This is a genomic window from Limnothrix sp. PR1529, assembly GCF_002742025.1.
GTDB lineage: Bacteria > Cyanobacteriota > Cyanobacteriia > CACIAM-69d > CACIAM-69d > CACIAM-69d.
In genome coordinates this window covers 332-26,505 of the sequence record NZ_LIRO01000081.1, presented here as the reverse complement: position 1 = coordinate 26,505, position 26,174 = coordinate 332, and the positions used below count along the sequence as shown (strand labels likewise).

The 26,174-nt window shown below is 55.8% G+C and carries 21 protein-coding genes and 2 pseudogenes; 11 read left to right on the top strand and 12 right to left on the bottom strand.

Annotation, left to right across the window (positions count from 1 at the left end):
- Positions 1-31 precede the first annotated feature (31 nt).
- Positions 32-562: a DUF6155 family protein gene (locus tag AMR42_RS12435; RefSeq protein WP_099533873.1), complete on the bottom strand. Its 531-nt coding sequence runs from the start codon at positions 560-562 to the stop codon at positions 32-34.
- A gap of 177 nt (positions 563-739) precedes the next feature.
- Here AMR42_RS12435 and AMR42_RS20870 point away from each other — a divergent pair.
- The 6 genes and pseudogenes from AMR42_RS20870 to AMR42_RS12405 form a co-directional block, all read left to right on the top strand.
- Positions 740-853 (top strand): annotated as a pseudogene (locus AMR42_RS20870) (IS1 family transposase); the annotation flags it as partial.
- A 356-nt stretch (positions 854-1,209) separates the two neighbouring features.
- Complete coding sequence (gene cobK, locus AMR42_RS12425) at positions 1,210-1,995, top strand: precorrin-6A reductase (RefSeq protein WP_234406979.1); 786 nt, start codon at positions 1,210-1,212, stop codon at positions 1,993-1,995.
- Positions 1,996-2,278: 283 nt separating this feature from the next.
- Positions 2,279-2,767, top strand: coding sequence for a hypothetical protein (locus tag AMR42_RS12420; RefSeq protein ID WP_099533869.1), 489 nt, complete (start codon positions 2,279-2,281; stop codon positions 2,765-2,767).
- Between the two features lie 232 nt (positions 2,768-2,999).
- Positions 3,000-3,524 (top strand): DUF1993 domain-containing protein, encoded by a 525-nt coding sequence (locus tag AMR42_RS12415; RefSeq protein WP_099533868.1) that lies wholly within the window; start codon positions 3,000-3,002, stop codon positions 3,522-3,524.
- 137 nt (positions 3,525-3,661) lie between these two features.
- Positions 3,662-5,116 carry a dihydrolipoyl dehydrogenase gene (gene lpdA / locus AMR42_RS12410; protein WP_099533903.1) on the top strand — a complete coding sequence of 485 codons (1,455 nt, stop codon included), beginning with the start codon at positions 3,662-3,664 and terminating at the stop codon, positions 5,114-5,116.
- 4 nt (positions 5,117-5,120) lie between these two features.
- A pseudogene (locus AMR42_RS12405) lies at positions 5,121-5,837 on the top strand (TylF/MycF/NovP-related O-methyltransferase); the annotation flags it as partial.
- 64 nt (positions 5,838-5,901) lie between these two features.
- Here AMR42_RS12405 and cobI read toward each other — a convergent pair.
- Positions 5,902-6,603, bottom strand: a complete 702-nt coding sequence (gene cobI, locus AMR42_RS12400; RefSeq protein ID WP_099533865.1) for a precorrin-2 C(20)-methyltransferase — start codon at positions 6,601-6,603, stop codon at positions 5,902-5,904.
- Positions 6,600-7,226: a precorrin-8X methylmutase gene (locus AMR42_RS12395; protein WP_099533863.1), complete on the bottom strand. Its 627-nt coding sequence runs from the start codon at positions 7,224-7,226 to the stop codon at positions 6,600-6,602. Before AMR42_RS12395 ends, cobI begins: the two co-directional genes overlap by 4 nt.
- 553 nt (positions 7,227-7,779) lie before the next feature.
- On the opposite strand from AMR42_RS12395, the gene amt reads away from it, so the two are divergent.
- On the top strand, positions 7,780-11,598 hold the full coding sequence (gene amt, locus AMR42_RS19895; RefSeq protein ID WP_368670737.1) for an ammonium transporter: 3,819 nt from the start codon (positions 7,780-7,782) through the stop codon (positions 11,596-11,598).
- Positions 11,599-11,984: 386 nt separating this feature from the next.
- Here the strand turns inward: amt and AMR42_RS12375 are convergent, their stop codons facing one another.
- From AMR42_RS12375 to AMR42_RS20515, 4 genes are all read right to left on the bottom strand, one after another.
- Positions 11,985-12,710: a carbonic anhydrase gene (locus AMR42_RS12375; RefSeq protein ID WP_099533861.1), complete on the bottom strand. Its 726-nt coding sequence runs from the start codon at positions 12,708-12,710 to the stop codon at positions 11,985-11,987.
- A 79-nt stretch (positions 12,711-12,789) separates the two neighbouring features.
- On the bottom strand, positions 12,790-13,974 hold the full coding sequence (locus AMR42_RS12370; protein WP_234406978.1) for a GDSL-type esterase/lipase family protein: 1,185 nt from the start codon (positions 13,972-13,974) through the stop codon (positions 12,790-12,792).
- Positions 13,975-14,260: 286 nt separating this feature from the next.
- Positions 14,261-15,805 (bottom strand): ammonium transporter, encoded by a 1,545-nt coding sequence (locus AMR42_RS12365; protein ID WP_099533858.1) that lies wholly within the window; start codon positions 15,803-15,805, stop codon positions 14,261-14,263.
- A gap of 375 nt (positions 15,806-16,180) precedes the next feature.
- Positions 16,181-16,342, bottom strand: coding sequence for a hypothetical protein (locus AMR42_RS20515; RefSeq protein WP_158234464.1), 162 nt, complete (start codon positions 16,340-16,342; stop codon positions 16,181-16,183).
- Between the two features lie 273 nt (positions 16,343-16,615).
- On the opposite strand from AMR42_RS20515, the gene AMR42_RS12360 reads away from it, so the two are divergent.
- Complete coding sequence (locus AMR42_RS12360; RefSeq protein ID WP_099533857.1) at positions 16,616-17,518, top strand: pentapeptide repeat-containing protein; 903 nt, start codon at positions 16,616-16,618, stop codon at positions 17,516-17,518.
- 147 nt (positions 17,519-17,665) lie between these two features.
- On the opposite strand, the gene AMR42_RS12355 is transcribed toward AMR42_RS12360, so the two are convergent.
- The 5 genes from AMR42_RS12355 to AMR42_RS12335 form a co-directional block, all read right to left on the bottom strand.
- Complete coding sequence (locus AMR42_RS12355) at positions 17,666-18,553, bottom strand: S-methyl-5'-thioadenosine phosphorylase (protein WP_099533855.1); 888 nt, start codon at positions 18,551-18,553, stop codon at positions 17,666-17,668.
- Between the two features lie 62 nt (positions 18,554-18,615).
- Positions 18,616-19,746: a glycosyltransferase gene (locus AMR42_RS12350; RefSeq protein WP_099533900.1), complete on the bottom strand. Its 1,131-nt coding sequence runs from the start codon at positions 19,744-19,746 to the stop codon at positions 18,616-18,618.
- Positions 19,747-19,929: 183 nt separating this feature from the next.
- Complete coding sequence (locus tag AMR42_RS12345; RefSeq protein WP_099533853.1) at positions 19,930-20,592, bottom strand: TVP38/TMEM64 family protein; 663 nt, start codon at positions 20,590-20,592, stop codon at positions 19,930-19,932.
- 29 nt (positions 20,593-20,621) lie between these two features.
- Positions 20,622-21,773, bottom strand: coding sequence for a glycosyltransferase (locus tag AMR42_RS12340; protein WP_099533898.1), 1,152 nt, complete (start codon positions 21,771-21,773; stop codon positions 20,622-20,624).
- 242 nt (positions 21,774-22,015) lie between these two features.
- The gene (locus AMR42_RS12335) at positions 22,016-24,112 is read right to left on the bottom strand and encodes a prolyl oligopeptidase family protein (protein WP_099533896.1); all 2,097 of its coding nucleotides are present in this window, start codon (positions 24,110-24,112) and stop codon (positions 22,016-22,018) included.
- A 149-nt stretch (positions 24,113-24,261) separates the two neighbouring features.
- On the opposite strand from AMR42_RS12335, the gene xth reads away from it, so the two are divergent.
- From xth to AMR42_RS21200, 3 genes are all read left to right on the top strand, one after another.
- Positions 24,262-25,059, top strand: coding sequence for an exodeoxyribonuclease III (gene xth, locus AMR42_RS12330; protein ID WP_099533851.1), 798 nt, complete (start codon positions 24,262-24,264; stop codon positions 25,057-25,059).
- Positions 25,060-25,227: 168 nt separating this feature from the next.
- Entirely contained in the window at positions 25,228-25,878 is a 651-nt protein-coding gene (locus AMR42_RS12325; protein WP_099533894.1) for an ATP-dependent Clp protease proteolytic subunit, read from the top strand.
- 80 nt (positions 25,879-25,958) lie between these two features.
- Positions 25,959-26,174 (top strand): ATP-dependent Clp protease proteolytic subunit (locus tag AMR42_RS21200; RefSeq protein WP_234406976.1); only part of this gene is annotated, 216 nt, incomplete at its 3' end.

The following is a 26,174-nucleotide window of genomic DNA, read 5'->3' as shown; positions in this document are numbered from 1 at the left end:
ACCAAAGCTTTATGGTCACAATAGTGTTGTATTAGATTTCATCCGTCGCAGGAAAGTACCTTTTGAAGATGTCCTCCAAGTTGTCATAGAATCCCCACCCCATCCTATCTGTGCTTTTAACAATGCGCAGGGCACGCGCCTCATACTCATTAATCAAGTTTTCGCTCGCTGCAAGTTCTGCAGCTCGCTCGAAGAGATCCTCGAAGGATATATAGTACTCTTCATTGATATCTCCGTAGGCAGCGGTAAACTCCACCCCAGTTTCGACACAGTAATAGATAAAATCGATCACCTGCTTCGGGCTGATGGCCTCGGCTTCGACACGTTGCAACATACGAAAGACAATTGATGGACTGCCGTTTCCAAATCCACGTTTGGGAAAAAACTCAGCTCGGACTTCCGCCTTATAGTCATCAAATTCAGATATTGGTGTAGTGGGGTCAAACTTGGCAATTAGGAAACGCTCAACAGGAGGATTGCGCTTTGCCAAATCAAGCAAAATTTGCACGAGTTCTTCTTTTGAGCAAGCTTTGAGATAAGTTTGAATAGTTTGTGCTTGCATACAATATGAGCCTAGACAAGGCAGCTAATTATGTCTTCAACCGCGAGTATAGGATAACTGTCCTTGGATGGGTATCGTCAAGCAACTGCGGTTTCAACTCAGGATGATGGGGGTTATTTAGTAGTGCCTGTGGAGTAATGATGCTAACCTGGCAGCAGTAATCTATGACTTCAGTTCATGCCTGCTTGCCCTCAATGCCAATCCAGCCACACGGTCAAAAATGGTCGCATCCACAACGGCAAGCAACGCTTCAAATGCAAAGCCTGTGGCCGACAGTTCATTGAGCACCCTACTCAGAAACGAGTCACACCCGAGCAGATTGCGCTCATTGATCGTCTGCTCCTAGAGCGGCTTTCCCAAGCAGCCATTGCGCGAGTCGCGCAGGTTTCTGAATCTTGGATTGAATCCTATGTGGCGGTTGCAGGTGGTCGCACTTTGCGGGCCAAGAAACCAGATTGATCAATTACTTGGCAACAATTGAGTCATGCATTGCGTTAGCGGATCTGTCGTTTGGTTTGGCGAACCCTGTCTTTTTACCGTCACGAAGCAGCAAGCTAGCAATTGATTGATCACCGCAATGCCCCTTGTCGATCGCTTGATGACTCATCATTACTTCACAGGCACTACTGAATTTCTCGTTTCCCTGAGTGGCAGGCTCTGGCCCCTTGATGTTGTGGTTAATTGGCGGAACCAGCGATAGCCGTACCCTTGCCCAAGCCCTCGATCGCGCTGGTTTGCCCTGGATTGCCACGGTGGTGAACCCGGCGGCCGCTCGGCTCTATGACGGCTTAAACGGTGTGGTGCGATCGGGCGCGTTTGCTCCCGCTGACCTCATGCCCTGGCTAGCCGATCGCGCCATCCGGGGCATCATCGACGCATCCCACCCCTTCGCCACGGAAATTTCCCAGCAGGCGATCGCCGCCGCTGCCCTTCGCTCAATTCCCTATCTGCGGTTTGAGCGGCCCGCCATTCCCCTGGAGCCGCCAGCCCTGAAATTGCCCAATCTAGCCGCCGCATTGTGCGATCGATTCCTGCGTGATCGGCTGGTGTTGTTCACTTTGGGGGTGAAGGCTTTGCCGCAGATTTTGCCCTGGCGCGATCGGGTGGCGGCTTTGTGGGTGCGGGTGTTGCCGGAGTCCGTGGCCCAGGCGATCGCCCTCGGGTTCGATCGCTCAGAGGTGATTGGCCAGCGCCTGCCGGTGGATCCGGCCCAAGAGCGAGCCGACTGGCAAAATCGGGCGATCGAAGTGGTTGTTACCAAAGCAGCCGGGGCAGCAGGGGGGCTGGATCTCAAACAAGCGTTGGCAAGGGAATTAGGCGTGCAGTTGCTGGTGATCGATCGCCCTTCGATTGTCTATCCCGCGCAAACTGATCAAATTGATGAGGTGGTGGCGTTTGCCCATCGGGCGATCGATCTTAGGTCATCCTATTGAGATCGTTTGCTAGTATTTCTAATTACCTTGTGTATCGATTCCAAAGACGACTCATCGCACGTTCTGGTTGTTCATCCGATTTCAGAGTTGCTGCTGGAATTTTTCCCATTTGTTTACAATACTGAACATACTCAGTTGACGCTAGCCGCAACCAGCTAGTAGGTTGGGTTGAGCCTTGCGAAACCCAACGTGATCACTATCAAAGCTACTGGTGTTGGGTTTTGTGCCTCAACCCAACCTACTTGTATAAACATCTACTACGAAATTAATAGGTCTACTTCACATGATGCAAAATATGGGAAAGTTTGAGTATTCTGAGACTCTGCCTTGTACAGGGCAATTAATTGTAAATCCTGATGGCTGGTATATCAATTATACGTTTGCTGGCCCTGATTTAAGATATAAAGTTCATACTATCCGTATTGATTCTTCTGAAGTTGAAGCTCATATTCAAGCTTTAGAATCGGCGTGGAAAAAATACTTGGAACTCAAGCAAGAGTATACCCTTACACAGGACAAGCAAGATCTAAAATCAGTAACTTTTAAACCAGGAATTTATATCCATTTGGGTTACCAATACATGGAAGGAATTTCGATTGCATCTCATAGTCAAAGTAAGATGATTCAGAGCGAAGACTATCTGCAAGAGGTCATTCAAGGATTACGATATTCAATCAAAAAAGCAAAAATGGTGATGACAATGCTGAAAACAGTAGAAAATCACCTTAGATTAAAAACAATTCGAGACGATCGAGAGTCGCTAATAGAGTAAGTAATGCTCATTGCGCTCTAGGAGAGGCGCTATTCATTTCAAAAGCAATCATTACCTTTTCCCTGAGTGCGATCGCATCGCTTGGGTTATGGATTGTGGATGGGCAACTTGGATCCTACGGGCTATTACTGCCACGATGGAAACTGAAATTTATAGTTAATATTGTTTTGAAAGAGCGCCTTATCTGTGGCTGCTCAGGTTTGGGGTCTTTCGCTCTATTGCTTCAAACATCATGGAAAACATCAGAATTAAGCGATTTCGGGCGATTTTTGAATCTCGCCTAGAAACCTTAAGCCATTTGCTGGATATTGCCGATTCTCACTTTGTCGCCGATCGGGCTGCCCTCTTTCAGCTTCGGCTTGCGCCCGACATGCTGCCCTTTGGCACACAAATCGCCTTTACCTGTAACCAGCCGCGTAACTTTGCCCTTTGGTGCGCTGACCAACCCGCTAGCAACTTGAACCCTGAAGTGACCACCTTGGAAACTGCTCGGGATTACATCACCTCCACCCGAGAGTTGCTGAGTCAGATTAACGCCGGAGATGCCAAACTCTCAGAAATTCATCGCATTGACCTAGGAGAAGGCCTATCGTTGGAGCTGCCAGGATTAGCCTATGTGGATGATTTTTTGATGCCGAATTTCTACTTTCACCTAACTACAACCTATGGCATTTTGCGGATGGCTGGTGCTGCAATTGGGAAGCGAGATTTTATGATGCACCTCATGCCCTTTGTGAAACGGGATCCCAGTTGCTAGCGATCGACCAATCTATTGAATGCTAACGGCGAGACTGAGCGAGCCGGGGCGGCTTGGTGGCCGGGTGGCAATTGCCCGATCGCCCCTTTCGCCGGACAATGGGGACTTTGAGAGCAATCCAAACCCAGGAGGCGGGCGTGACTCAAGAATTCGACTACGACTTGTTGATCCTCGGAGCCGGAGTCGGCGGCCATGGTGCAGCACTGCATGCCGTCGCCTGTGGCCTGAAAACGGCGATCGTGGAAGCGGCCGAAATGGGCGGCACCTGCGTTAACCGGGGTTGCATTCCTTCCAAGGCCTTGCTGGCGGCTTCCGGCCGGGTGCGAGATCTTCGCAATGCCGCACACCTCAAAGCCATGGGCATCCAAGTGGGCGGCGTGCAGTTCGATCGCCAGGTGATCGCCGACCACGCCACTAATCTCGTGGGCAAAATCCAAGGCGACCTGACCAACAGCCTGAAGCGGATTGGCGTAGACATCATCCAAGGTTGGGGCAAACTGCTGGCTCCCCAAAAAGTGGAAGTGAACACCGCCGACGGCAACCGCACGATCACCAAAACGATCAGCGCCCGCAATATTTTGATTTCCACCGGGTCTGTGCCCTTTGTGCCGCCGGGAATCGAGCTGGATGGCAAAACGGTGTTCACCAGCGATGAAGCGGTGCGGCTGGAATCCGTGCCCCAATGGGTGGCGATCATCGGCAGCGGCTACATCGGGCTGGAATTCTCCGATGTGTACACGGCTCTGGGCGCGGAAGTGACGATGATCGAGGCGCTCGATCAACTGATGCCCGGTTTTGATCCCGACATTGCCAAGGTGGCCAAGCGGACGCTGATCGATCAGCGTGACATCGAAACCTATACCGGCGTGTTTGCCACCAAGATCACCCCCGGTGCGCCGGTGACGATCGAGCTGACCGACGCGAAAACCAAGGAAGTGGTGGACGTGTTGGAAGTCGATGCTTGCTTGGTGGCTACGGGTCGCCGCCCCGCCACGGCCAATATCGGTTTGGAGAACGTGGGTGTGGAAACCAACCGCCCCGGCTTCATTCCCGTGAATGGCAAGATGCAGGTGCTGAAGGATGGCGAACCCGTGCCGCACCTCTGGGCGATCGGGGACGCGACGGGGCAAATGATGCTGGCCCACGCGGCTTCCGCCCAGGGCGTGGTGGTGGTCGAAAACATCTGCGGGCGCGATCGGGAAGTCGATTACCGCAGCATTCCCGCCGCCGCCTTCACCCATCCCGAAATTAGCTTCGTCGGTTTGACGGAACCCCAAGCCAAGGAACTGGGCGAGGCGGAAGGCTTCAGCGTGGGTACGACTCGCACCTATTTCAAGGGCAACTCCAAGGCGATCGCCGAGGGCGAAGGGGACGGTCTGGCCAAGGTGATTTTCCGCAAGGACACGGGCGAAGTGTTGGGCGCGCATATCTTTGGCATCCACGCTTCGGACTTGATCCAAGAGGTGGCCACGGCGATTGCCCAGCGCGATTCTGTGAAGAACCTGGCCTTTGTGGTGCACGCGCACCCGACCCTCTCGGAAGTGATCGACGAAGCCTACAAGCGCGCTGAACGGGAACTGGCTGAGGTCTAGAGCCATGCATAATCCTGAACTGGGGGAGGTCGTCTACGATCGCGACGGTCTCCGCAGCGTCCACAACCACGAGTTCATGGACGATCCCGCCTTCCAACGGGCCTATGCGCGCGGTGTACAGGCCGTGGGCTGGGATTACCAATGGCATTGGCGCGTCCATGTGGGCCTGTGGGCGGCGGCCACGGCGGCCCAACTACCGGGGGACTTCGTGGAATGCGGCGTGAATCACGGCTTCCTCAGTTCGGCGATTATGAACTACCTGGATTGGAATCGGGGCGATCGCACCTTCTATCTGCTCGACACGTTCCAGGGGCTAGATCCCAAATACGTGTCCGAGCACGAACGGGCCGGCGGCATCCTCGACAAAAACCGCGAGCTACTCGACAACGGCTTTTATGTCAGTGGTGTGGAGTCCGTGCGCCGCAACTTCAGTGAATGGCCCAAAGCCAAAATCATTGAGGGATCAATCCCGGAAACCTTGCCGCAGATTGATTCCGGGGCGATCGCCTTTGTCCACATTGACCTGAACTGCTCACCGCCGGAAGTAGCGGCCCTGGAGTTTCTGTGGCCGCGACTCGTGCCGGGAGCGGTGATTTTGTTGGATGACTACGCCTACAACGGCTATCGCCCGCAAAAATTGGGAATGGATGACTTTGCCCGCCAAAGACAGGTGGCGATCGCCTCGTTACCGACGGGCCAAGGGTTGCTGATTCGCCCACCCGATCGACCCTCAGCACCGGGGACAGCGGCCGTTGCACCTGCGGCAACCATGGTGATTTTTTAGCCTAAGCTCCCGGTTGGCTGTGGCTGGGAATTAGGATCAGCGACCAGTAGGGCACGGCGGCCGGGTCTACCTGGGCGATCGCCCGGATTTGTTGCTGCGGTAGGGTTGCCCGTTCGATATAGATTGATCGCCCCGTTAGCCCCAACTCATCGAGCACCGATCGCACCTTCTCGAAATGCCGCCCCAGTTTGATAATCACCGCCGCATCGGTTTGGGCCAGGCGATTGCGCAGGGTCGGGCGATCGAGCGTGGCCGGCAAAATCGTCAGCACATCTTGGCGATAGGTGAGGGGCACTTGGGCCACGTCCGCCGCTGCCAGGGTGGAGGAAATGCCTGGCACTAGCTCCGTGGGGAAGCGATCGCCCAGTCGATTTAGCAAATACATGAACGAACCGTAGAGCATCGGTTCGCCTTCGCAGAGCACCGCCACATCGTGCCCCGCCGCCAAGTGAGCTGCAATCTCCGCCGCGCCGCGATCGTAGCCCGCCGCCGCCGACTCCTGGGGGCTGAAGGGCAGGACGATCGGGACTTCAATTTGCGTTGGTTGCAGAAACGCCGCCACGATCGCCCGCGCCACCGAGCCGCCATCGGCCGCCGCCGGATAGGCCACCACCGGCACGGTCGTCAAAATTCGGTGCGCCTTCAGGGTCAGCAATTCCGGGTCGCCCGGCCCCACGCCCAGGCCGTAAAGCTTGCCCGTCACGCTTCTAGCTCCTTTGCCAGGGCATTCACCGCCGCCGCCGCGATCGCGCTGCCGCCCCGCCGGCCATGCAGCGTGATGAACGGTACGCCGCGCGAATTTGCCGCCAATTCCGCCTTCGACTCCGCCGCTCCCACAAATCCCACCGGGAAGCCCAAAATCAGCGCCGGTTTTGGCCAACCCGCATCCAGCAATTCCAGCAGGTGAAACAAGGCCGTGGGCGCATTCCCGATCGCCACGACAGACCCCGCCAAATGGGGCCGCCACAGTTCCACCGCCGCCGCCGATCGGGTGTTGCCAATTTGCTCGGCCAACGGCCGCACTGCTGGATCGCCCAGGGTGCAGATCACCGGATTCGTGGCCGGCAATCGATCGCGGATGATGCCCTGCACCACCATTTGCGCGTCGCAAAGGATCGGCGCACCGGTCGCCAGGGCTGATCGGCCGATCGTCGCTGCACCGGCCGTGGCCTGTAAATCCGTCACCAAATCTGTCATCCCGCAAGCATGGATCAGCCGCACCGCCACCGGCTGCAAATCCGTGGGCAATTGTGCCAAATCCACCTCCGCCCGAATCGTGGCGAAGGACTGTTCATAAATGGCTTGACCATCGCGCAGGTATTGCAAGGCAGGGCGATCTCAACAGCGCAAAAACAGGTTAAGACTGACCCAAGGGGATGGTTTCCTGAGCCGATGGATGGGGTTGAATGGGCCCAAGACTCAGCCGGTCAGCTTGTTCAGAATATCAGGCGAATTCGATCGCGGATCCGGCAATTGCTGAATTCTGGGTCAGCAGTCCTTGGGCAACTCCATGGGCAATGGCCTGCGGCCACCGATTCAAGACCAGTCCAAAAGAGGATGGATTTGGATGATTGAAGCGGTTCTCGGCAATCCTTTTTACATGTATTAATTAATACCTAAAATAGGACATTAATTCCGTAATTCCCTTGGCAGTGAGAAGATCAGCAAAAGCAATAAAACCCAATGCGGACTGAGATTAATCCATGACTTTGGGTTGACTGTGGGGTTCGATCGGGCAAGTCCAATCTGCCCCCCACTGGAGACTTCTGATTAGACTGAAGCAGTTGCTAAAAATTATTGAAGAAAAGATGCAACGAACGGTAAATGCTCCCCATGTTGGAGTAGGGATCCTGTGGCTGCTCATCTCAATTGGCTGAATATGCGCGATGTGGCTTGGTTGCTGGGGTGCTCGGGACTCGTGTTTCTGATGCAGCCTGGTTTTATGTGTTTGGAATCGGGCATGACCCGATCGAAAAACAGCATTAATGTGGCGGCCAAAAACCTATCAGATTTTGGCATTTCGGCACTGCTCTACTGGTTGTTTGGATTCGGGGTGATGTTTGGCCCCTCTTGGTGGGGTTGGATGGGCCATGACTACTTTGCCCTATCGGTGGAATCGCAGCCTCAACTGGCGGCTTTTTTAATTTTTCAATTAATGTTTTGTGGCACTTCCACCACCATTATTTCCGGTGCGGTGGCGGAACGAATGCGGTTTTCGTCTTATCTAATCGTTTGTTTCCTTTGTTCAGGATTGATCTATCCCCTGTTTGGCCATTGGGCTTGGAAGGGAATGGAAATTGTGGGTGCAAGTCCTGCCGGCCAGGGGGTGGGCTGGTTGCGATCGCTCGGGTTCTATGACTTTGCGGGTTCCACAGTGGTGCATAGCGTGGGGGGCTGGATTGCCCTGGCCACGCTGTTGGTGGTGGGGCCGCGCTGGGGGCGCTATGACGAAGCCACCCGGCAGCACAAAATCAGCGGGTCGAATCTGCCCTTTTCCATGCTTGGGGCCATGATGCTGTGGCTGGGCTGGTTGGGGTTCAATGGCGGCAGCACCCTGGCCCTCAATGAACATGTCCCGGCGGTGCTGGTGCATACGGTGATTGGGGGTGTGGCGGGGATGCTGGGCGGCGGGGCCCTGGGTTGGTACTATCGCCACCGGCCGGATGTGGAATGCCTGATCAACAGTTCCCTGGCGGGCATGGTGGCTGTGACGGCCTGCTGCAATGTGATTACGACCCCGATCGCCCTAGTGGTGGGGTTCACGGGGGCCGCTGTGGCGTTGGCGGTGGAATGGTGGCTCGATCGCCGCCAAATTGATGACGCGGTGGGAGCTGTGCCCATCCATGCGGGAGCCGGGGCCTGGGGCACGCTCTGTGTGGGGTTATTTGGGGATTTGAGCCAAATGCCGGGCGGTTTGGAGCGCCCCCAACAAATTGCCGTGCAACTGTTGGGCATTGGAGTTTGCGCCCTCTGGTCTTTTGGGTTGTCCTACGGGTTGCTGCGTTGGGTCGATCGCCTGCATCCCCTGCGGGTTTCCCTTGCGGAAGAACAGATGGGCCTGAACGTGGCGGAGCACCAGGTAAAAACGGAGGTCTATGACCTATTTGAGGTGATGGATCACCATGCTCGCCAGGGAGATTTGCACTTGCGAGTGCCGGTGGATCCGTTCACGGAGGTGGGCTACATTGCCGAGCGCTACAACCAGGTGATGGATGCCTTGCAGGAAAAGTCCCAGGCGCTGGAGTCCCTGAATGCGAGCCTGGAAGCCCAGGTGCAGCAACGGACGGCGGAGTTGGAAACCGCCAACCAGGAACTCCAGCGCCTGAACCGCCTGAAGGATGATTTGCTGGCCAATACGTCCCATGAACTGCGCACGCCCCTCAACGGCATCATTGGCTTGGCGGAGGCGATGCTGGATGACGATCGGGGAGGATTGAGCGATCGAGAACGGTCAAACCTGGACACGATCGCCGCCAGTGGCCATCGGTTGGCCAATTTGGTGAACGATCTGCTGGACTTTTCCAAACTGCAACACCAGACGATTGACCTGGCCCTGCGCCCTTGCACCTTGGCTGTGGTGGTGGAACAGGTGTTGCAACTGCACTACGACCAAGCGGAACGTAAGGGCTTGGCGCTGGTGAATGCCATTGATTTGGCTCTGCCGCCCGTGTTGGCGGACTTCAACCGGCTGCAACAGATTTTGCACAACCTGGTTAGCAATGCGCTCAAGTTCACCCAAAGCGGTGAGGTGATTGTTCATGCTCGCCGTTGGCAACCGGACGCGGAACTGTTGCATCAGTTGCATCAGTTGCATCAGCCGCCTTCTGTCGATCCTGCCAACTCCCTAGATCCTCAATTGGGGGATCAGCAATTGGGTCAACAATTGGATCAATTAACGGGGGTGGTGATGCCCTCAAGCGTGATCGGGCAGGGTGCTCTGTTCGATCGCCCCGGATTGGATCCGGCAGAATCTGAGCAGTTGGAGCGGGAGCATCCTTCCGAGTCATCCCCGGAAACGGCTGCCCAAAAGTGGCTGGCCATTTCTGTCAGTGATACGGGCATTGGTATTCCCACAGAGGCGATCGAGCGCATTTTTGAATCCTTTGAACAGGCCGATCGCTCCACGGCCCGGGAATATGGCGGCACGGGGTTGGGGTTGGCCATTGTGCGGCAACTGGTGGAACTGCATGGGGGCAAAATTTGGGTGGAGTCCCGTCCCGAAGTGGGATCCATCTTTACGCTGACCTTGCCGGTGGCCCTGGAAGCACCAGCCCTCACCTACGAAATGCCCAGCTTCCGGCGATCGCCCATGATGTTGCGCAAGTCTGCCCCCACCAATCCCAAGCCAGCCCCCGAAGCCCCGATCGCACCGGAACCGATTACCCTGGCTCCGGCCACCGTGGAGGGCGATCGTCTCCTAGAAGCCCTCAGCCAGCGGGACACGGAACAGCTCTTGGCCAAGGCCAGCGCCGCTCGCACCCAACCCAATCAACGGTTCAAAATCCTGATGGTGGATGATGAGCCGGTGAATCTTCAGGTGCTGGAAAATTTCCTGTCCCAGGAGGAGTATGAAATCGTGACCGCCGACAACGGCCCCGCTGCCCTGGCTGTGTTGGAGCAAGGGTTTCAGCCCGATGTGGTGTTGGTGGATGTGATGATGCCGAAAATGACCGGCTATGAGCTGACCCAGCAGTTGCGATCGCGCTACCCTGCCCACAAGCTGCCGATTTTGATGCTTACGGCCAAAAACCAGGTGGAAGACTTGGTGCAAGGTCTCGACTCCGGAGCCAATGACTACCTCACGAAACCCGTTTCCAAGAAGGAATTGCTGGCTCGTCTGAAAACCCATCTGCAACTGTCCCACATCAATATTGCCTATGGGCGGTTTGTGCCCCACGAGTTCCTGCGTTTGCTGAATAAACAGAGCATTTTGGAGGTGGAACTGGGCGACCAAGTGGAACGGCAGATGTCGGTTTTGTTTTCCGACATTCGATCGTTCACCACGATCACGGAAAACCTGTTACCGGCCGAGAGCTTCCGGTTCATTAACCGCTATTTGGCCCATATGGAACCGGCGATTCAGCAAAATGGCGGCTTCATTGACAAATTTATTGGCGATGCGGTGATGGCGCTGTTTCCGGAATCGGCCGATGACGCGGTGGCCTCCGCGATCGAAATGCGGCGAAATTTGGAAGTCTTTAACCGCGAACGACAACAGGCGGGCGAAGTGCCGATCGAAATTGGCATTGGCATCAACACTGGCCAAATGCGATTGGGAACGGTGGGCGGCAAAAACCGGATGGATGGAACTGCCATCAGTGACGCGGTTAACTTGGCGGCCCGGTTGGAAACCCTGACCAAGCGCTACCAAAGCAGCATCCTGATTTCCCACCACACGATCGCCCAGATGGAGGATCCAACGCGCTATCACCTGCGGTTTATCGATCGGTTACAGGTGACAGGCAAATCTCGGCCCGTGGCGGTGTTTGAGGCGATCGATGGCGATCCGTCCCCCATCCGCGACCAAAAACTTTCCACCATGGCCCATTTTGAGGAGGGCACTTGGCTCTATCACCGTCAAGAGTTCAAGTCGGCGGCCGTTTGTTTTGAGGAATGTTTGCGGCAATTCCCGGGCGATCGGGTGGCTCAAATCTATTTAGAGCGATCGGTTCATGCGGCCCTGCCCACTACAGATTAGGGAATCGCTCGATCGAGAATCATTAGACCTCTTGCATTAATCAAAACCCTCACCCTAAATCCCTCTCCCAAGTCGGGAGAGGGACTTGGCAACCAACAACGAAATCGCCGTTATTCCCGATTTCTGGCTCCCCTTCGCCCTCCTTGGGAGAAGGGGTTGGGGGATGAGGGCTATTAACTGATTCGCGCAAGAGGTCTATTCGCTCGATCGAGCGATTGCCCCGATCGTCGTGCCGGGAAGCTGAGCGGCCTGTCGGCAGCTCCTGGAATCAAGCGAAAACGGTTGATTGTTCACGCCCCGATCGTCGTAACGAGGGGCTGAAGCCCCTTGCCCCTCACGATTTTGTCACGGTGGAATCAGGGTTGCGGGCGATTTGACAGCGGGCCCTAGCGTGCGCCGCGATAGATTCGCTCTGACTGCTCCGGCGGCAACCAGGCACAGGCTTGGGCTTGGCGCTGGGGCAAGGTCAGGGTCGGCGTGGGCCGATTCCAGGCACTTTCCGGCTCCACATATTCCTGGGTTTGGGGGTCGTAGGCATAAATTCGCCCTGTTTCAATTTCATAAACCCAAGCATGGAGTCGCAAGCTGCCCTGGTTCAGCTTGGCTCGCACACAGGGATAGGTGCGCAGGTTGTCAATTTGGGTGAGCACGTTTTCGGCCACCGCAATTTCCAGCAAATCTTCACCACTACAGGGGCTGTAGTTTTGCAAAACCACCTGGCGCGTTGCTTCCGCATGTTCCAGCCAGCGGCTGACCAAGGGCATTTTGTCTTCCAGCTCTTTGATCTTCAGCAGGCCTTTCATGGCTCCGCAGTGGGAATGGCCGCAAACCACAATTTCACTCACCCCCAAGGCTTCGATCGCATACTCGATCGTCGCTCCTTCACCGCCGTTGGCCGCGCCATAGGGGGGAATGATGTTACCGGCATTGCGGATCACGAAAATTTCGCCAGGATCCGATTGGGTAATCAGTTCCGGGTCAACGCGGGAGTCAGAACAGGAGATGAAGAGAACGCGCGGTTTTTGCCCATGGGCCAGCTCTTCAAACAGCTTTTGATGGGAAGCGAAGTAATCTTGCTGAAACTGCCGCAAGCCTTTAATCAATTTGTGCATGGCGTTCTGTGCATGGCCTGGTTACCCGTGGCCTGGTCGTTGCCCGTCTGGCTGGTGAGTTGGTGAATATCTTACGGCCTTAGGGGCGCTGGTCGTCGGTGGTGGCGGGTGCTTCGCGCCGGTTGGTGCTGCGGGCCCGATCGGGCGACTCCGCCGGACGATTGGCGGGCGCAGCGCTGCTGCTGGACGGTTTGCGATCGGCCGGTGAGGCCTTGGGCGTGGGGGAAGGGCGATCGCTTGGAGTTGCCACGCTCCGGTTGTCGGAATCGGTCAATCGCTGGGCCCCGGCCCGGTTTTCTTCGGCGGGTCGCGGTGTGACGGTTAACCCCGCCGCTCCCGATCGCGACAGTTGCAAGAAAGAATCGAGGGCCGCACGCCAAACCAAATAGCCCCGATCGCTCAGGTGCAGGCCGTCAGTAGTGAGGTCTGGGTGCAGATTGCCCTGCGGATCGGTGAACATCGGAAACAAATCCAAGAAGCCCACCCGTTCATCCCGGGCCACCTGGTTCAACCGGCGGTTAATGCGCTTGATTCGATCGAGTGTGGCCTGGCGCAAGCGGGCCCGGCCTTCCCAAGTGGAGCTAGCCCCGCGATGGGGAAACAGGCTTTGCAACACAATCCGCGAATTGGGGTGGGCCCGGCGCAATTCTTGGGTGATGGCCCGGTGATTTTCCACGATCGTGTCATCACTGACCCCTTGCATCAGGTCATTAATCCCGATCGCCACAAAAATCACCTCTGGTTGCAGACGCGCCAACCCATCCAAGCGCTGCAACAACAACCGGGTCGTATCCCCAGAGATGCCCTGATTTAGCCAAGTGGTTCCCGCCGGCAACAGACGGGACGGAAAGGCCAGGGTTAAGGAATCGCCCACCAACACCGCCAACCGGGCGGGCCGTCGCAGGGCCATCGCATTGGCCTCCTGCCGCCGCCGAGCCACCCATCCTTCATAACTGGTGGCCGCGACGGGCGATCGCTTCGGAGTGGTCACCGTTGCTGCCACGGCCCTGGTGGGCGATCGCTCCAAAGACTCTTGGGTTTGCTGAATCTGGTCAATCGCTTGGGCAATGGCCTTGGCCGCCGCACGGTCTAGGCCCGTGACGACCACCAAAAAGGCCACTGCTAACAATCCATTGCCCCATAGAGACCATTTGACCCACCAAGGAGCGCGGGGCTTAGACGGTGAGAAGCCACTCGATCGGCGTGACCAGCCAATCGAGCGGCCAAAAATTCCTGTTCGTCGAGCACGCGATCGAGAAAACACGATTTGCCCTGAAACGTTGTGGTGACCCTGCCTTGGTGCAAGCCAACCGGCCCTAACTGGCTCCGTTGACCTTGCATCCATCGCCAAAAGACCAATTCACTAAGAACTCTAGCGAACTTTGGCCGCAAAAAAAACATCCCTAAACACAAAAGAGGGCGATCGCCCCCTCCTGTGTCATTGAATACCTGTGGTAATCAGTCGCATCCGAACTCGGCTAACAGCTAAGGTCGTTGAAACGATAGAAAAGCATCGTTACCCGACCCAGCCTGAACGCCAAGGTTTTCCCTTAGGATGCAGCTTGATCCGAAACATCCATTACCGCCGTACCCGTAGGGCCGATCGAGGTGTTGTCCTTCACAAAGCCACTGTAGGCTTCCATTCCGTGCTCGCCGATATCGAGACCCAGCGCCTCTTCCTCCGGTGAAACGCGAATGCCACCAAAGGCACTCAGGGCATACCAGAAGATGGTGGACAGCAGCACCGTCACCCCACCAACAATGGCAACACCCAAGAACTGGATACCCAACTGGGTCAAACCACCACCATAGAACAGGCCCAAACCAGCCGCATCCGTTCCCGTTGCATCCTTACCAACGCTGAACAGACCAACCGCCAGCGTGCCCCAAACACCGCAGACCAAGTGCACCGAAGTAGCACCCACCGGGTCATCGACCTTCAGCACCGAGTCAAAGAAGCCCACCGACAGCACCACCAGAATCCCGGCAATGCCACCAATCAACACAGAACCGGTGTAGTCAACCACGTTGCAGCTTGCGGTAATCCCCACCAGACCAGCCAGAATGCCGTTGATCACCATCGACAGATCCGGCTTGCCCGACAGCCACCAGGACGTTACCGTCGCGGTTACGCCACCCGCTGCGGCGGCCAAGTTGGTGGTCACGGCAATGTAAGGCACTGCTGCATTCACCGCCAGGGTCGAAGCCCCGTTAAATCCAAACCAGCAAACCCACAGAATCAAGCAGCCCAACGTGGCAATGCTCATATTGTGGCCAGGGATGGCGCGGGGTTGGCCGTTGTCATATTTACCCATCCGGGGCCCCAGAATCGAAGCACCCATCAGCGCTGCCCAACCACCGACGGAGTGTACCGCTGTTGAGCCAGCGAAGTCGCGGAAGCCCATGTTGAACAGCCAACCGCCCGTGCCGCTCCAAATCCAACGGCCCGTGATGGCGTAGGACACCCCAACCAGCAGCAAGCTAAAGATCAAGAAGTCCACAAACTTGATCCGCTCAGCCACCGCACCGGACACGATCGTGGCGGCGGTGCCCGCAAAGGCAACTTGGAAGAGGAAGTGCAGGGAGACCGGCAGCCCCGTTGCTTCAATGCCGTAGGTTTCGGGCGTTCCTGACAGGAAGAAGCCCGTCGTGCCAATCACGTTATTGCCTTGGGCAAACATGAAGCCATAGCCCAAAGCCCAGAATGCCAAGGTGGCCAGGGCAAATACAATCAGGTTCTTGGTCAGAACGTTAACGGCGTTCTTCTGACGACAGAAGCCCGTTTCCAACATGCAGAAGCCCGCGTTCATGAAGATCACGAGGATGGCTCCCACGAGAACCCAGGTCATGTTCAGCAGGCCCTGAACGTCTTCGGGCTTGATGGGTTCGGCGGCATGGGCAGCCAGGTTCCAGGTGGCCACAATCACGGCGGCCAAAGGAATGCAAGCTAACCAACCGAGGGAGGTGCGGCGACCGAATACGTCGTGAAAGAACGATCGCCCGGCACGCAGGATCTGGTCAATGGATCGATCGGTGCCCTCGTTAAGGGAGCGCGAATGCCCCTTACGGCGACCCGAGAACTTGAGCCTAGCCATAGACTAACGGTTCCTATAGGGGTTGATGTTGATATGGATGGTTCAGAGACAGGGCGGTTGCTGACTGGTTAAAACTAAGACCATCACTCCTTCACTAACAATTGCTGCGATTCGCTCGCGAATGCGGCAATCAGGAAGCTTCCTGCTCCATCGCGGCGAAGTTGGCTTCATTTGCTCCACAGGCTGACACGATCGGACTGGCCGCCTTTTGTAGATGCATCGCCTTTGGGAGTGGTTTGCCCCAGGGTTTGACAGGGACTCAATGAGAGCTAGACTGCAATCCAAGACAGTCTCTTGGCGCAGCAATTGTCGATCGACGTGGACTTGCTTTAAACACAGGCAATTGCATCAATTTTGTCGAGTATCGTTCTGTATCTAGCGATACTGATCGTTCTGGGCTGTGGGTAGATTCACCGGGACAAAAAGCTGAAGATGGGTGATGCGATCGGGCAGGACTGGCCATATCGTTGGCGGCCGTTGGGGGTGCAAGCCCCGTCCTGTCAGGAGCGACCCTGAGCCGAGGTGTAAAATCAGCATGGTTACGATCGCAGCCCAAACAAAATCCCGATCGCCTAGTCATTTCGCCATGTCGCTGGTTGGCCCTGTCCTTGATTGGCCAAGTTGCTGGGGCTGAAGTCCAAGGGTGTGAATTAGTTTTGAATGGCTCTGTGAAATTGCTAGAACTGCTGAATTGCTGAGCTGGTGTTGAAATCTCTGCCCCAGTCCTACGGGGGATTTTGAGGACGATTGAAATGTGGATTGTTCATATCCCCCAGACAGCAGCATTGAAGTCCGTGATGAGGCTCCCCCATGGAAGTTAGCGAATTGCTCGAACGCTACGCAGCCGGAGAGCGAGATTTTGACCGCGTTGATTTGTCATCGGCGGATCTCAGTGGGGCCCTATTGCCCGGTATTTCGCTCCAGGGGGCGGATTTATCAGGGGCCAAGTTGTCCGGCTCCAATTTGGAAGAGGGAAACCTGCGGGAAGCGCGTTTACTGAGCGTGGAGGCGAATCATGTGCAATGGCGTGGGATTAATCTCCGCGAGGTGAAGTTGCGGGATGCGTCGTTGCGGGGAGCCAATTTGGTGAATGCGAACTGCATTGGGGCGGACTTGAGCGGCGTGGATTTGGGCGATCAGGCGAATTTGTCCGGTTGCTCGATGCGGGCCACCAAGTTGGTCGGGGCGAATTTGCGGGAAGCGGTGTTGATCGAGTCCAATCTCAGTGAAGCGGATTTGCATCAGGCCAACTTGGAAGGGGCCAACATGCGAGAGGCCACGTTGCACCACGCCAAGCTCACGGAAGCCAATTTGACCAAGGCGAACCTCACGCGGGCCAATTTGACCAAGGCCAATTTTTCAGATTCGGTGTTGGTGGGGGCGATGTTGCTGGAGGTTTATGCCAGTAGCACGGTGTTTTTGGCGGCGGACTTGTCCAGTTGTGACCTGCGGCGAGCCAAGGCGATCGGGGCGGATTTCACGGCGGCCAAACTGCTGAAGGGAAATTTGCGGGAAACCAATCTCAGTTGGTCAACGTTGCGCCAAGCGGATTTGAGCGATGCCAATTTGTTTCAGGCTCGCTTGCAATGGACGAATTTCAGCAGTGCTGTGCTGCGGGGGGCGGTGTTGATTGATGCGGATTTGTCCCAGGCCAACACCCGGGCGGTGGTTTGGACGGGGGCGATCGGCCCGGATGGCCAAGCCCATTACTAACAAGCCGTGGATTAACCCATGCAGCCGATCGATCAGGGGAATTGGCCCGCCAGTGCTGGGCTGCGCCGGTTGTTTAGCCTCCCGTCCCTGAACTCCAGAGCCTAAAGGCCCGGGGGCTTTTGCTCATGTGCTCAGTGGGTGCTGCGTTTAACGATAGGGAGCCAACAGGGGGGCGAGCCGATCGAGCGTGGCGGTGGGCACTTTGTCGAGGGGGGTGAGCAGCGCACCGGCCAGGGCCTGATGGGCGATCGACTCGGGCGGTTGGGCCCCTAAGCGGCGGACTGTTTCCCGGATGATCGATCGGGCGTTGTCGGCATTGCGATGCAAGTTCCCAATCACCATCTCAGTGGTTACGCTGTCGTGACCGGGGTGCCAACAGTCATAGTCGGTGACCAGGGCGATCGTGCAGTAGGCAATTTCCGCTTCTCGGGCCAGCTTGGCTTCCGGTAAGTTGGTCATGCCAATGACGGTGGCTCCCCAACTTTGATAGAGCTGGGATTCGGCCCGCGTGGAGAAAGCCGGCCCTTCCATGCAGAGATAGGTTCCGCCGCGATGCAACGTCACCTCCGACAGGGCCAGGGAGTCGATCGCCTCAGCCACCAAGCCCGACAAGGCTGCACAAATGGGATCACCAAAGGCAATATGGGCCACTAAGCCATCGCCAAAAAAGGTGGAAACCCGGTTACGGGTGCGATCGATGAACTGATCCGGCAACACGATATCCAGAGGCTTAGCCGCCATTTGCAACGATCCCACCGCCGACACGGACAGGAGATAGCGCACGCCCAAGGTTTTGAGGGCCCAGATGTTGGCGCGGTAGGGCACTTCCGTGGGCAGCAGGTGATGGTGGCGGCCATGGCGGGCCAGAAAGGCCACGGGCACACCGTCCAAGGTTCCGGTGATGATTGCGTCGGAGGTGGGGCCAAAGGGGGTTTCAATCCGCTGTTCTTGGGGATTTTGCAGTGCCTCCATCCGATAGAGACCACTGCCGCCCAGAATGCCAATGGTGATTGTGTCGCCCGTTGAGTCCGTCATTGTTGAGAGGTGCTCCATAAACCAGTAGGGTCGATCGCCCGAATTGGGCTGGCCATTTCAGCCTAAGCCGCCTGTCGCTGACTCATGCTCAAGATTCCGTAGTAATAGTCCTTCAGTTGGCGGGTGGCGGCGGCCCAGCCCCAGCGTTCGGCCTCAGCTCGGGCAGCCGATCGCAGGTTGGCCCGTTGACTCGGATCGGCGAACAGGCGTTGGGTCGCCGTGATTGCGCCCTGGTCGTCGGTGGGGTCAAACAGGAAGCCGTTTACGCCGTCGGTGACGATATCGGGAATACCGCCCGCGTTGGCCGCCACCACGGGACAGCCAGCCGCCATTGCTTCCAGCAACACCAACCCGAGGGTTTCCGTGCGAGAGGGGAAGATGAAGGCATCGGCGCTGGCATAGGCGGCGGCTAGCTCCAGACCGCGCAGGTAGCCGACGAAGTGGGTGTTGGTTCCCGCGAAAAATTCCTCTAGCTCGGCGCGGTAGGGGCCGTCACCGACGAGGGCGAGCCGCGCACCGGGAATCGATTCGAGCACGGGCCGGATTCGATCGACCTCCTTTTCAGCAGATAGGCGACCGATGTAGATCAACAGAGGCGCGTCCGGGTGGCCTTGGCTGAGGAAGTCGCGCATGTCGGCGGTGGCGCGATCGGGCGTGAAGCTGTCTGTATCTACGCCGCGTTGCCAAAGGGCGGTGCGCTCGATGCCATGGTCGCTCAGTTGCTGCACCATGGCGGTGGAAGTACAAAGGTTAATTTCTGCGAGGTTGTGGGCGGTTTTTAGCAATTCCCAAAGCAAACCTTCTAGCATTCCCAATCCGTAATGTTGTAGGTATTGGGGAAGGTGCGTGTGATAGGAAGCGACGAGGGGCAATTGACGAGTTTTGGCGTAATAAATACCGCCCAAACCGACGACGGCCGGGTTAACCACGTGAATTAAATCGGGGCGAAAATGATCCAATTCGCGACCAATTGCCGGGCGTGGTAGGGCGATTTTCAGCTCAGGATATTGCGGCAGCGGAAACCCCGAAACCCCGAAAACTTTTGAGCCGTTGTAGTCCTTTAACCCCAAATCGGGCGTGACAATCAGCACCTCATCGCCCATTTTTTGCAGGTGATCGATCGTGTGGCGCAGACGGGTCACGATCCCATCGATTTTGGGCAAAAAGGTTTCGGTAAACAGCGCAATTCGCATAGGTTCCGTGCGGGGCAACAGGGACAAAAGGAGCAAGAGGCTAGCGGCGCAAGACGGGCGATCGCCCGATGTAGATTAAGGCTCGGTTAATGCCAAGCCTAGACTAGGCGATGGTTTCAGCCTATTCCCGCCGATATTTGCCTCAGGATACCGCTTGGGGGGGATCGATCGGCCCCGGCGGCATTATTCGCGCCCCGCCAAACGTGCCAACCGATGGCTATACCAAGTGGCCCCAATGATCAGCAGCCCGATCGCCCCCAGGGTCAAACTCAGGGGCAAAAACTGACCCCGACTAATGGCATCGGTGCCGGAACTGCCCAATTGCACAAATAAAAATACGCCGGGGCCCGTGCCCGCCACGGTGGCAATTAAATAATCTCGAAAGCGCACGGAGGTTAAACCCGCCGTGTAGTTGGCTAAACCGTAGGGCAAAATTGGCAGCAAACGCACGGCAAACATATAAGCAAAGCCGTGGCGACGAATTTCTTGATCCATTTCTTGCCAGCGATCGGCGAGGCGGCGCTCAAAGGCGGGTCGAGCCAGCCAACGACTGAGATAAAAGGAGGCGATCGCGGCCAAAATAGCGGCTAAACTTGTCCAAATTGTGCCCCAAATTGAGCCGAATAATGCGCCACCCAAAAGGTTTAAAGCCGTTGAGGGTAGCATCAGCATGGTGACGGCAAGATAGACCACCATATAAACCAATGGTGCAAGCCAACCCGTGCCCCCAATTTGCGTGCGTAGCCGTTCCACATCAATCATTCCCAAGCTGTAAAACATTGCCCCGATCGCCCCGAGGCAGAAGAACAGTAGCAGCACAATCCAACGTTTTTTAGGGGGCTTCATGGGGTGCTTGGGGGGAGCGGCTGGGTGATCTAGGAATTGGGGAGTTCGGCACGATCGCGATCGGTCACCCGCCAACTGAGTTTGGTATTTAGCCAAAAGTTCCAGAAGGTGACTAAGCCGATCGCGATTAGGTTCGCTAAATAACGATATTGACCCGCAAAAATCACATTAAACAAGAGATTCAAAATCAGGACGTTCAGAATCAGCCCCATTAAGCAAATCAAGTTGAATTTTAAAAAGCGTTCGAGGCGGCGACGAAAGCCGGTTTGGCGTTGGGATAAGTCCCGAAATGTCCAGCGATCGTTCCACCAAAAATTATTCAAAATTGCCACTTCCGCCGCGATGATTTTGCTGCGGGTGAGACCCCAAGCCAAGGTGCTGGGATCGCTGAGGGCGTAGAGCACCGCCATATCTACGATTACTCCACTGAAGCCGACAATGCCAAACCGGATGAAACGCTGGACCGGGAAGCGATCGAGCCGCAGCCGCAACAGATGGGCGAAATAGTCGATCGCATGATACCAAGTCACTTTGGTTTCGCCCGATTGCCGTTCGCGAAACTCGTAGGGGAGGGTTTTGACGCGCCCAAAGTCGCCTTTTGCTAATACTTCAATTAGGATTTTGTAGCCCAAGGGATTGAGGATTTTTTGGGCGATCGCGCTGCGTTTCAACACAAAATAGCCGCTCAGGGGATCGGACACACGCCCCACCACATCGGGCAATAGGGTCAACCCCAAAATCTGCGCGCCCCGAGAGGTGAGCCGCCGCCACAGGCTCCAATCGCTGATGCCGCCGCCGGGATCATTGCGACTGGCGGCCACCAAATCAGCTCCAGCCAAAATTTGCGCCACCATCTCTGGCAACAGTTGCTCATCATGCTGGCCGTCGCCATCAATTACGCCCAAAATCTCGCCCTTAGCCACCTGCCAACCGCGAATTACGGCGGTGGCTAATCCCCGTTCATAGTGACGACAAAGCACCCGCAATTGGGGAAATTCAGCGGTTAATTCCTGGGCAATTTTCCAGGTGCGATCGGTGCTGTTGTCATCCACCACAATAATTTCGTAATCGTGGGGCAGCACAGGATCTAAAACCGCCACCAGCGATCGCACCAAGGCTTCAATATTTTCGGCTTCTTCGTAGGTGGGAATCACCAAGGAAAACCGCAGCGATCGCGCCATGACTGTCAGCTTGCCGCCCCGAGGCGAGAGGTCAGAAAACTGGGCGATCGCCTGATCCAAATTCAGGGGTTGCTGAAGATGATCCGCATGGCGAATTTCGATCTGAAACTCCGCCGTGGTTGGTTCCCCCCAGGTGGATTGATGTAACAGTAAATCCGGTAGCGGATCGATGCACAATTCACCCGTGGGAACTGCTTCCATGGATCGCAAAGTGGGTCGCACAGTCGGCGTAAAACCCGTCATTAGGACTCAGCAACCTTGGCTACAAGCCGAGGCTGAAAATCGAGAGTTTTCACCAAGAATGCCAACTTATCGCTAGCTTCTTCCACGATCTTGGTAGTGGGTTTCCCGGCTCCATGACCCGCTTTCGTTTCAATCCGAATCAAGGTTGGCGCATCGCCGCCTTGAGCCGCTTGCAGGGCCGCCGTGAACTTGAAACTATGGGCTGGCACCACGCGATCGTCCCGATCGGCCGTGGTAACCAAAGTGGCAGGATAGGCCGTGCCCGATCGCAAATTATGCAGCGGTGAATAGGCGTAAAGAGCCTGAAATTCTGCTTCGTTTTCCGGCGATCCATAGTCAGAACACCAAGCCCAACCGATCGTAAATTGTGGGAAGCGCAGCATATCCATCACCCCCACCGCTGGCAGGGCTGCCCCAAACAAATCGGGGCGCTGAATCAAGCAAGCACCTACTAACAAACCGCCATTACTGCCACCGGAAATCGCCAGCCGTTGGGGTTTAGTGTATTGATTCGCAATCAACCATTCAGCAGCAGCAATAAAGTCATCAAACACATTTTGCTTTTGCAGTTTTGTGCCCGCTTCATGCCAAGCTTCGCCATATTCGCCACCACCCCGCAGATTGGCCACGGCGTAGATGCCGCCCATTTCCATCCACACCAAATTGGAGACGGAAAACACGGGAGTTAAGGATACATTGAACCCGCCATAGCCATACAGAATGGTGGGGTGATCGCCAGTCAGCTCTAAGCCTTTTTTGTGGCTAATAAATAGCGGAATTTTTGTGCCATCTTTGCTGTGATAAAAAACCTGGCGCGTTTCGTAATCTTCCGGGTTAAACGCTACCGTTGGCTCACGGAAAAGCTGACTGGTTTGGCTGGCAAAGTCGTAGCGATAAATGCGCGTGGGGGTGGTGTAGCTGGTGAAGCTGTAGAAGGTTTCCCGATCGCCCCGTTTGCCCTGGAATCCCCCGATCGAACCGAGGCCCGGCAACTCGATTTCAAACTGGAATTGCCCCTGCAAATTAAAGAACTGCACCGCCGATCGCGCGTCCTGCAAATATTCCACCACAAACCCATCATTCAGGGTGGACACCGCATCTAGCTTGTAGGTGGCTTCGGGAATTACTTCTTGGATTGTCGATTGCCAATCGGTGCTGGTCGCGTCGAGGTCGATCGCCACCACCCGGCCCATGGGCGCTTGCCAGTTAGTTTCAAACCAGCCGATCGCCCCGTCATTATCAATAAAACCAAAGCTGCCGACCCAATCGCCCACCAGTTCCCGCACAGGGGAATCCGGTTGCCGCAGATCTTTCACAAACAATAAATTCTTAGATTCAGTTCCCTTCCAAACGGCAATCAACAGATAAGAACCGTCATCGCTGACCGTGCCGCCAAATCCCCATTCTGGCTGATCAGGTCGCTCATAGATCAGTCGATCGGCAGCTTGCTCAGTGCCCAGTTCATGATAGTAAAGCTTCTGGAAATAGTTGGTTTCTTGGAACTGGTTTTCGGCGTTGGGTTCATCATAGCGACTATAGAAAAAGCCGCGATTGTCCGGTGTCCAAGAAGCTCTCGAAAACTTCACCCAATCCAGGCGATCGGGCAGATCTTCCCCGGTTGCCACTGATCGCACGCGCCAGGTTTGCCAATCGGAACCTGCCGCGGACAAGCCATAGGCCATCAGCGAGCCATCTTGGGTGAAAGCAATCCCCGACAGAGCCACCGTGCCATCATCCGACAGCCGATTTGGGTCGAGCAAAACGCGCGGTTCCCCATCCAGGCGATCGAGCGTATAGAGAACACTTTGATTTTGTAGACCGTCGTTTTTGTAATAGAAATAGCGATCGCCCCGCTTCCAGGGCACGCTCAATTTTTCATAGTCCCAAAGTTGCAGCATCCGGTCATAAATGGGCGATCGCGCCGGAATTTGCGCCAAATAATCAAAGGTCAATTGATTTTGGGCGGCAATCCAATCGGCCGTTTCGGTCGCGTTGGCATCTTCTAACCAGCGGTAGGGATCCGGCACGGAAACGCCGTGGTAGATGTCCACTTGGTCAACGGTGCGGCTGGTGGGATAGGCAAGACGATCGGCCATGGGATGCTGCAAAAAATTCATGTCCGGGGTCTATTGTACGGGCGCGGGCCCGACTGTAGCGCTATTCTGAGGAAGCTTTGGGGCCCCCTTGCCAAACATCAACCGATTTTTTGCCCCTTTTAGACGCTGCATCCACGTTGATCGCCCCTATGAAAATCGCCACTTGGAACGTTAATTCTGTTCGATCGCGCCTCGATCATGTCACCGGTTGGTTGCAGGAAAATCCCGTGGATTTTCTTTGTTTACAAGAAACCAAGGTGATTGATAGCGACTTTCCCCGATCGGCTTTTACGGATTTGGGCTATCACCTGGAAATTTCGGGACAAAAGAGCTACAACGGCGTGGCGATCGCCAGTCGGCAACCGGTGGATCACTGCGCGATCGGGTTTGGCGCGGTTTTGGATGCGAAATTGGTCGGCGATTTAGACGATCAGAAACGGGTGATCATGGTTCGATCTGGCGACTTGGTTTTAGTCGATCTCTACGTGCCCAATGGTTCCGAAATTGGCAGTGAAAAGTATGTCTACAAACTGCGTTGGTTGGCACTACTCAAAACCTATTTGACGGAATTATTAGCCCAGTATCCCCAGGTTTGTGTTTGCGGTGATTTTAATATTGCCTACGAAGATCGCGATATTCATAATCCCAAGAACCGCGAAACCCACATTATGTCTTCCGATGATGAGCGGGCAGCCCTGAAGGCTAGCGTTTTTGACTTGGGATTTCAGGATGCCTTTCGGTTGTTTTGTGATGAGGGCGATCGCTTCAGTTGGTGGGACTATCGATCGGGTGGTTTCCAACGCAATCGCGGCTGGCGCATTGACCATTTATATTTATCACCAGCCTTGATTCCCGCTGCCCGCAGTTGCGAGATTGATATTGAGCCGCGCAAACTCGAAAAGCCCAGCGACCATACCCCCGTGGTGTTGGATCTAGCGATCGATTAACCGATCCTTGGGACGATCGTGCTGTGCGGTCATGCTAACCGATCGTCCAACCGTCCCCCATTGCCCAGAGAACCGCCAAGCCCGGACTCAACCGGCCGTCAGCGTTGCGCGTTAGTATTTTGGAAGTATGACTGCTGTTTGCGCAGCAGCGCCCTGAATTTTCTGAATCTGCCGATGACTCCCAAGATCGAGGCCGTTCAAGCGCCCTACTACGGCGATACCGCGTACCGGACTCCCCCGCCAGACCTTCCCTCCCTGTTGCTCAAGGAGCGGATCGTTTACTTGGGAATGCCCCTCGTACCTGCCGTCACCGAGCTGATTATTGCCGAGCTGTTGTATTTGCAATACGACGATCCCGAAAAGCCAATTCGGATCTATATCAACTCCTTCGGTAATCTCGGGTTCGAGACGGATGCCTTTGCCATCTGCGACACGATGCGCTACATCAAGCCGCCGGTTCATACGATTTGCCTGGGCTTGGCGGCGGGCACATCGGCCATGTTGTTGGCAGCAGGCACGAAGGGCTGTCGGGCCAGTTTGCCCAACTCCAAGATTGTGCTGCAACAACCCCAAGGCGGCGCACGCGGTCAGGCCACGGACATTCAAATCCAGGCGGAAGAGGTGCTGCGCAACAAGCGGGTGATGCTGGATATTTTGTCGGAATGCACCGGGCAAACCACTGACAAGCTCACCAAAGACATGAATCGCCGGTTCTATATGACTCCGGCCGAAGCGAAGGAATACGGGATCATTGACACGATCCTAGAATCATCGGAGGGGCTGCCTAAGCCGGTGGTGAATTCGGTGGGGTTGGGCTAGGTTGCCCGATCGCCCTGATGACGCTCCCAATCCATCCAACCACCCACTAGTCAGCCATTTGAAGAAGGAGTCTCGATCCTATGCCGATTGGCATTCCCCAAGTTCCCTATCGTCTGCCGGGTAGCCAATACACCCAGTGGATCAGCATCTATAACCGCCTGTACCAGGAGCGGATCATCTTCTTGGGCAAAGAGGTGGACGACGAAATCGCCAACGAAATTGTGGCGGTGATGCTCTACCTCGACTCGGAAGACAACAGCAAGGACATCGTGCTGTACATCAACTCGCCGGGCGGT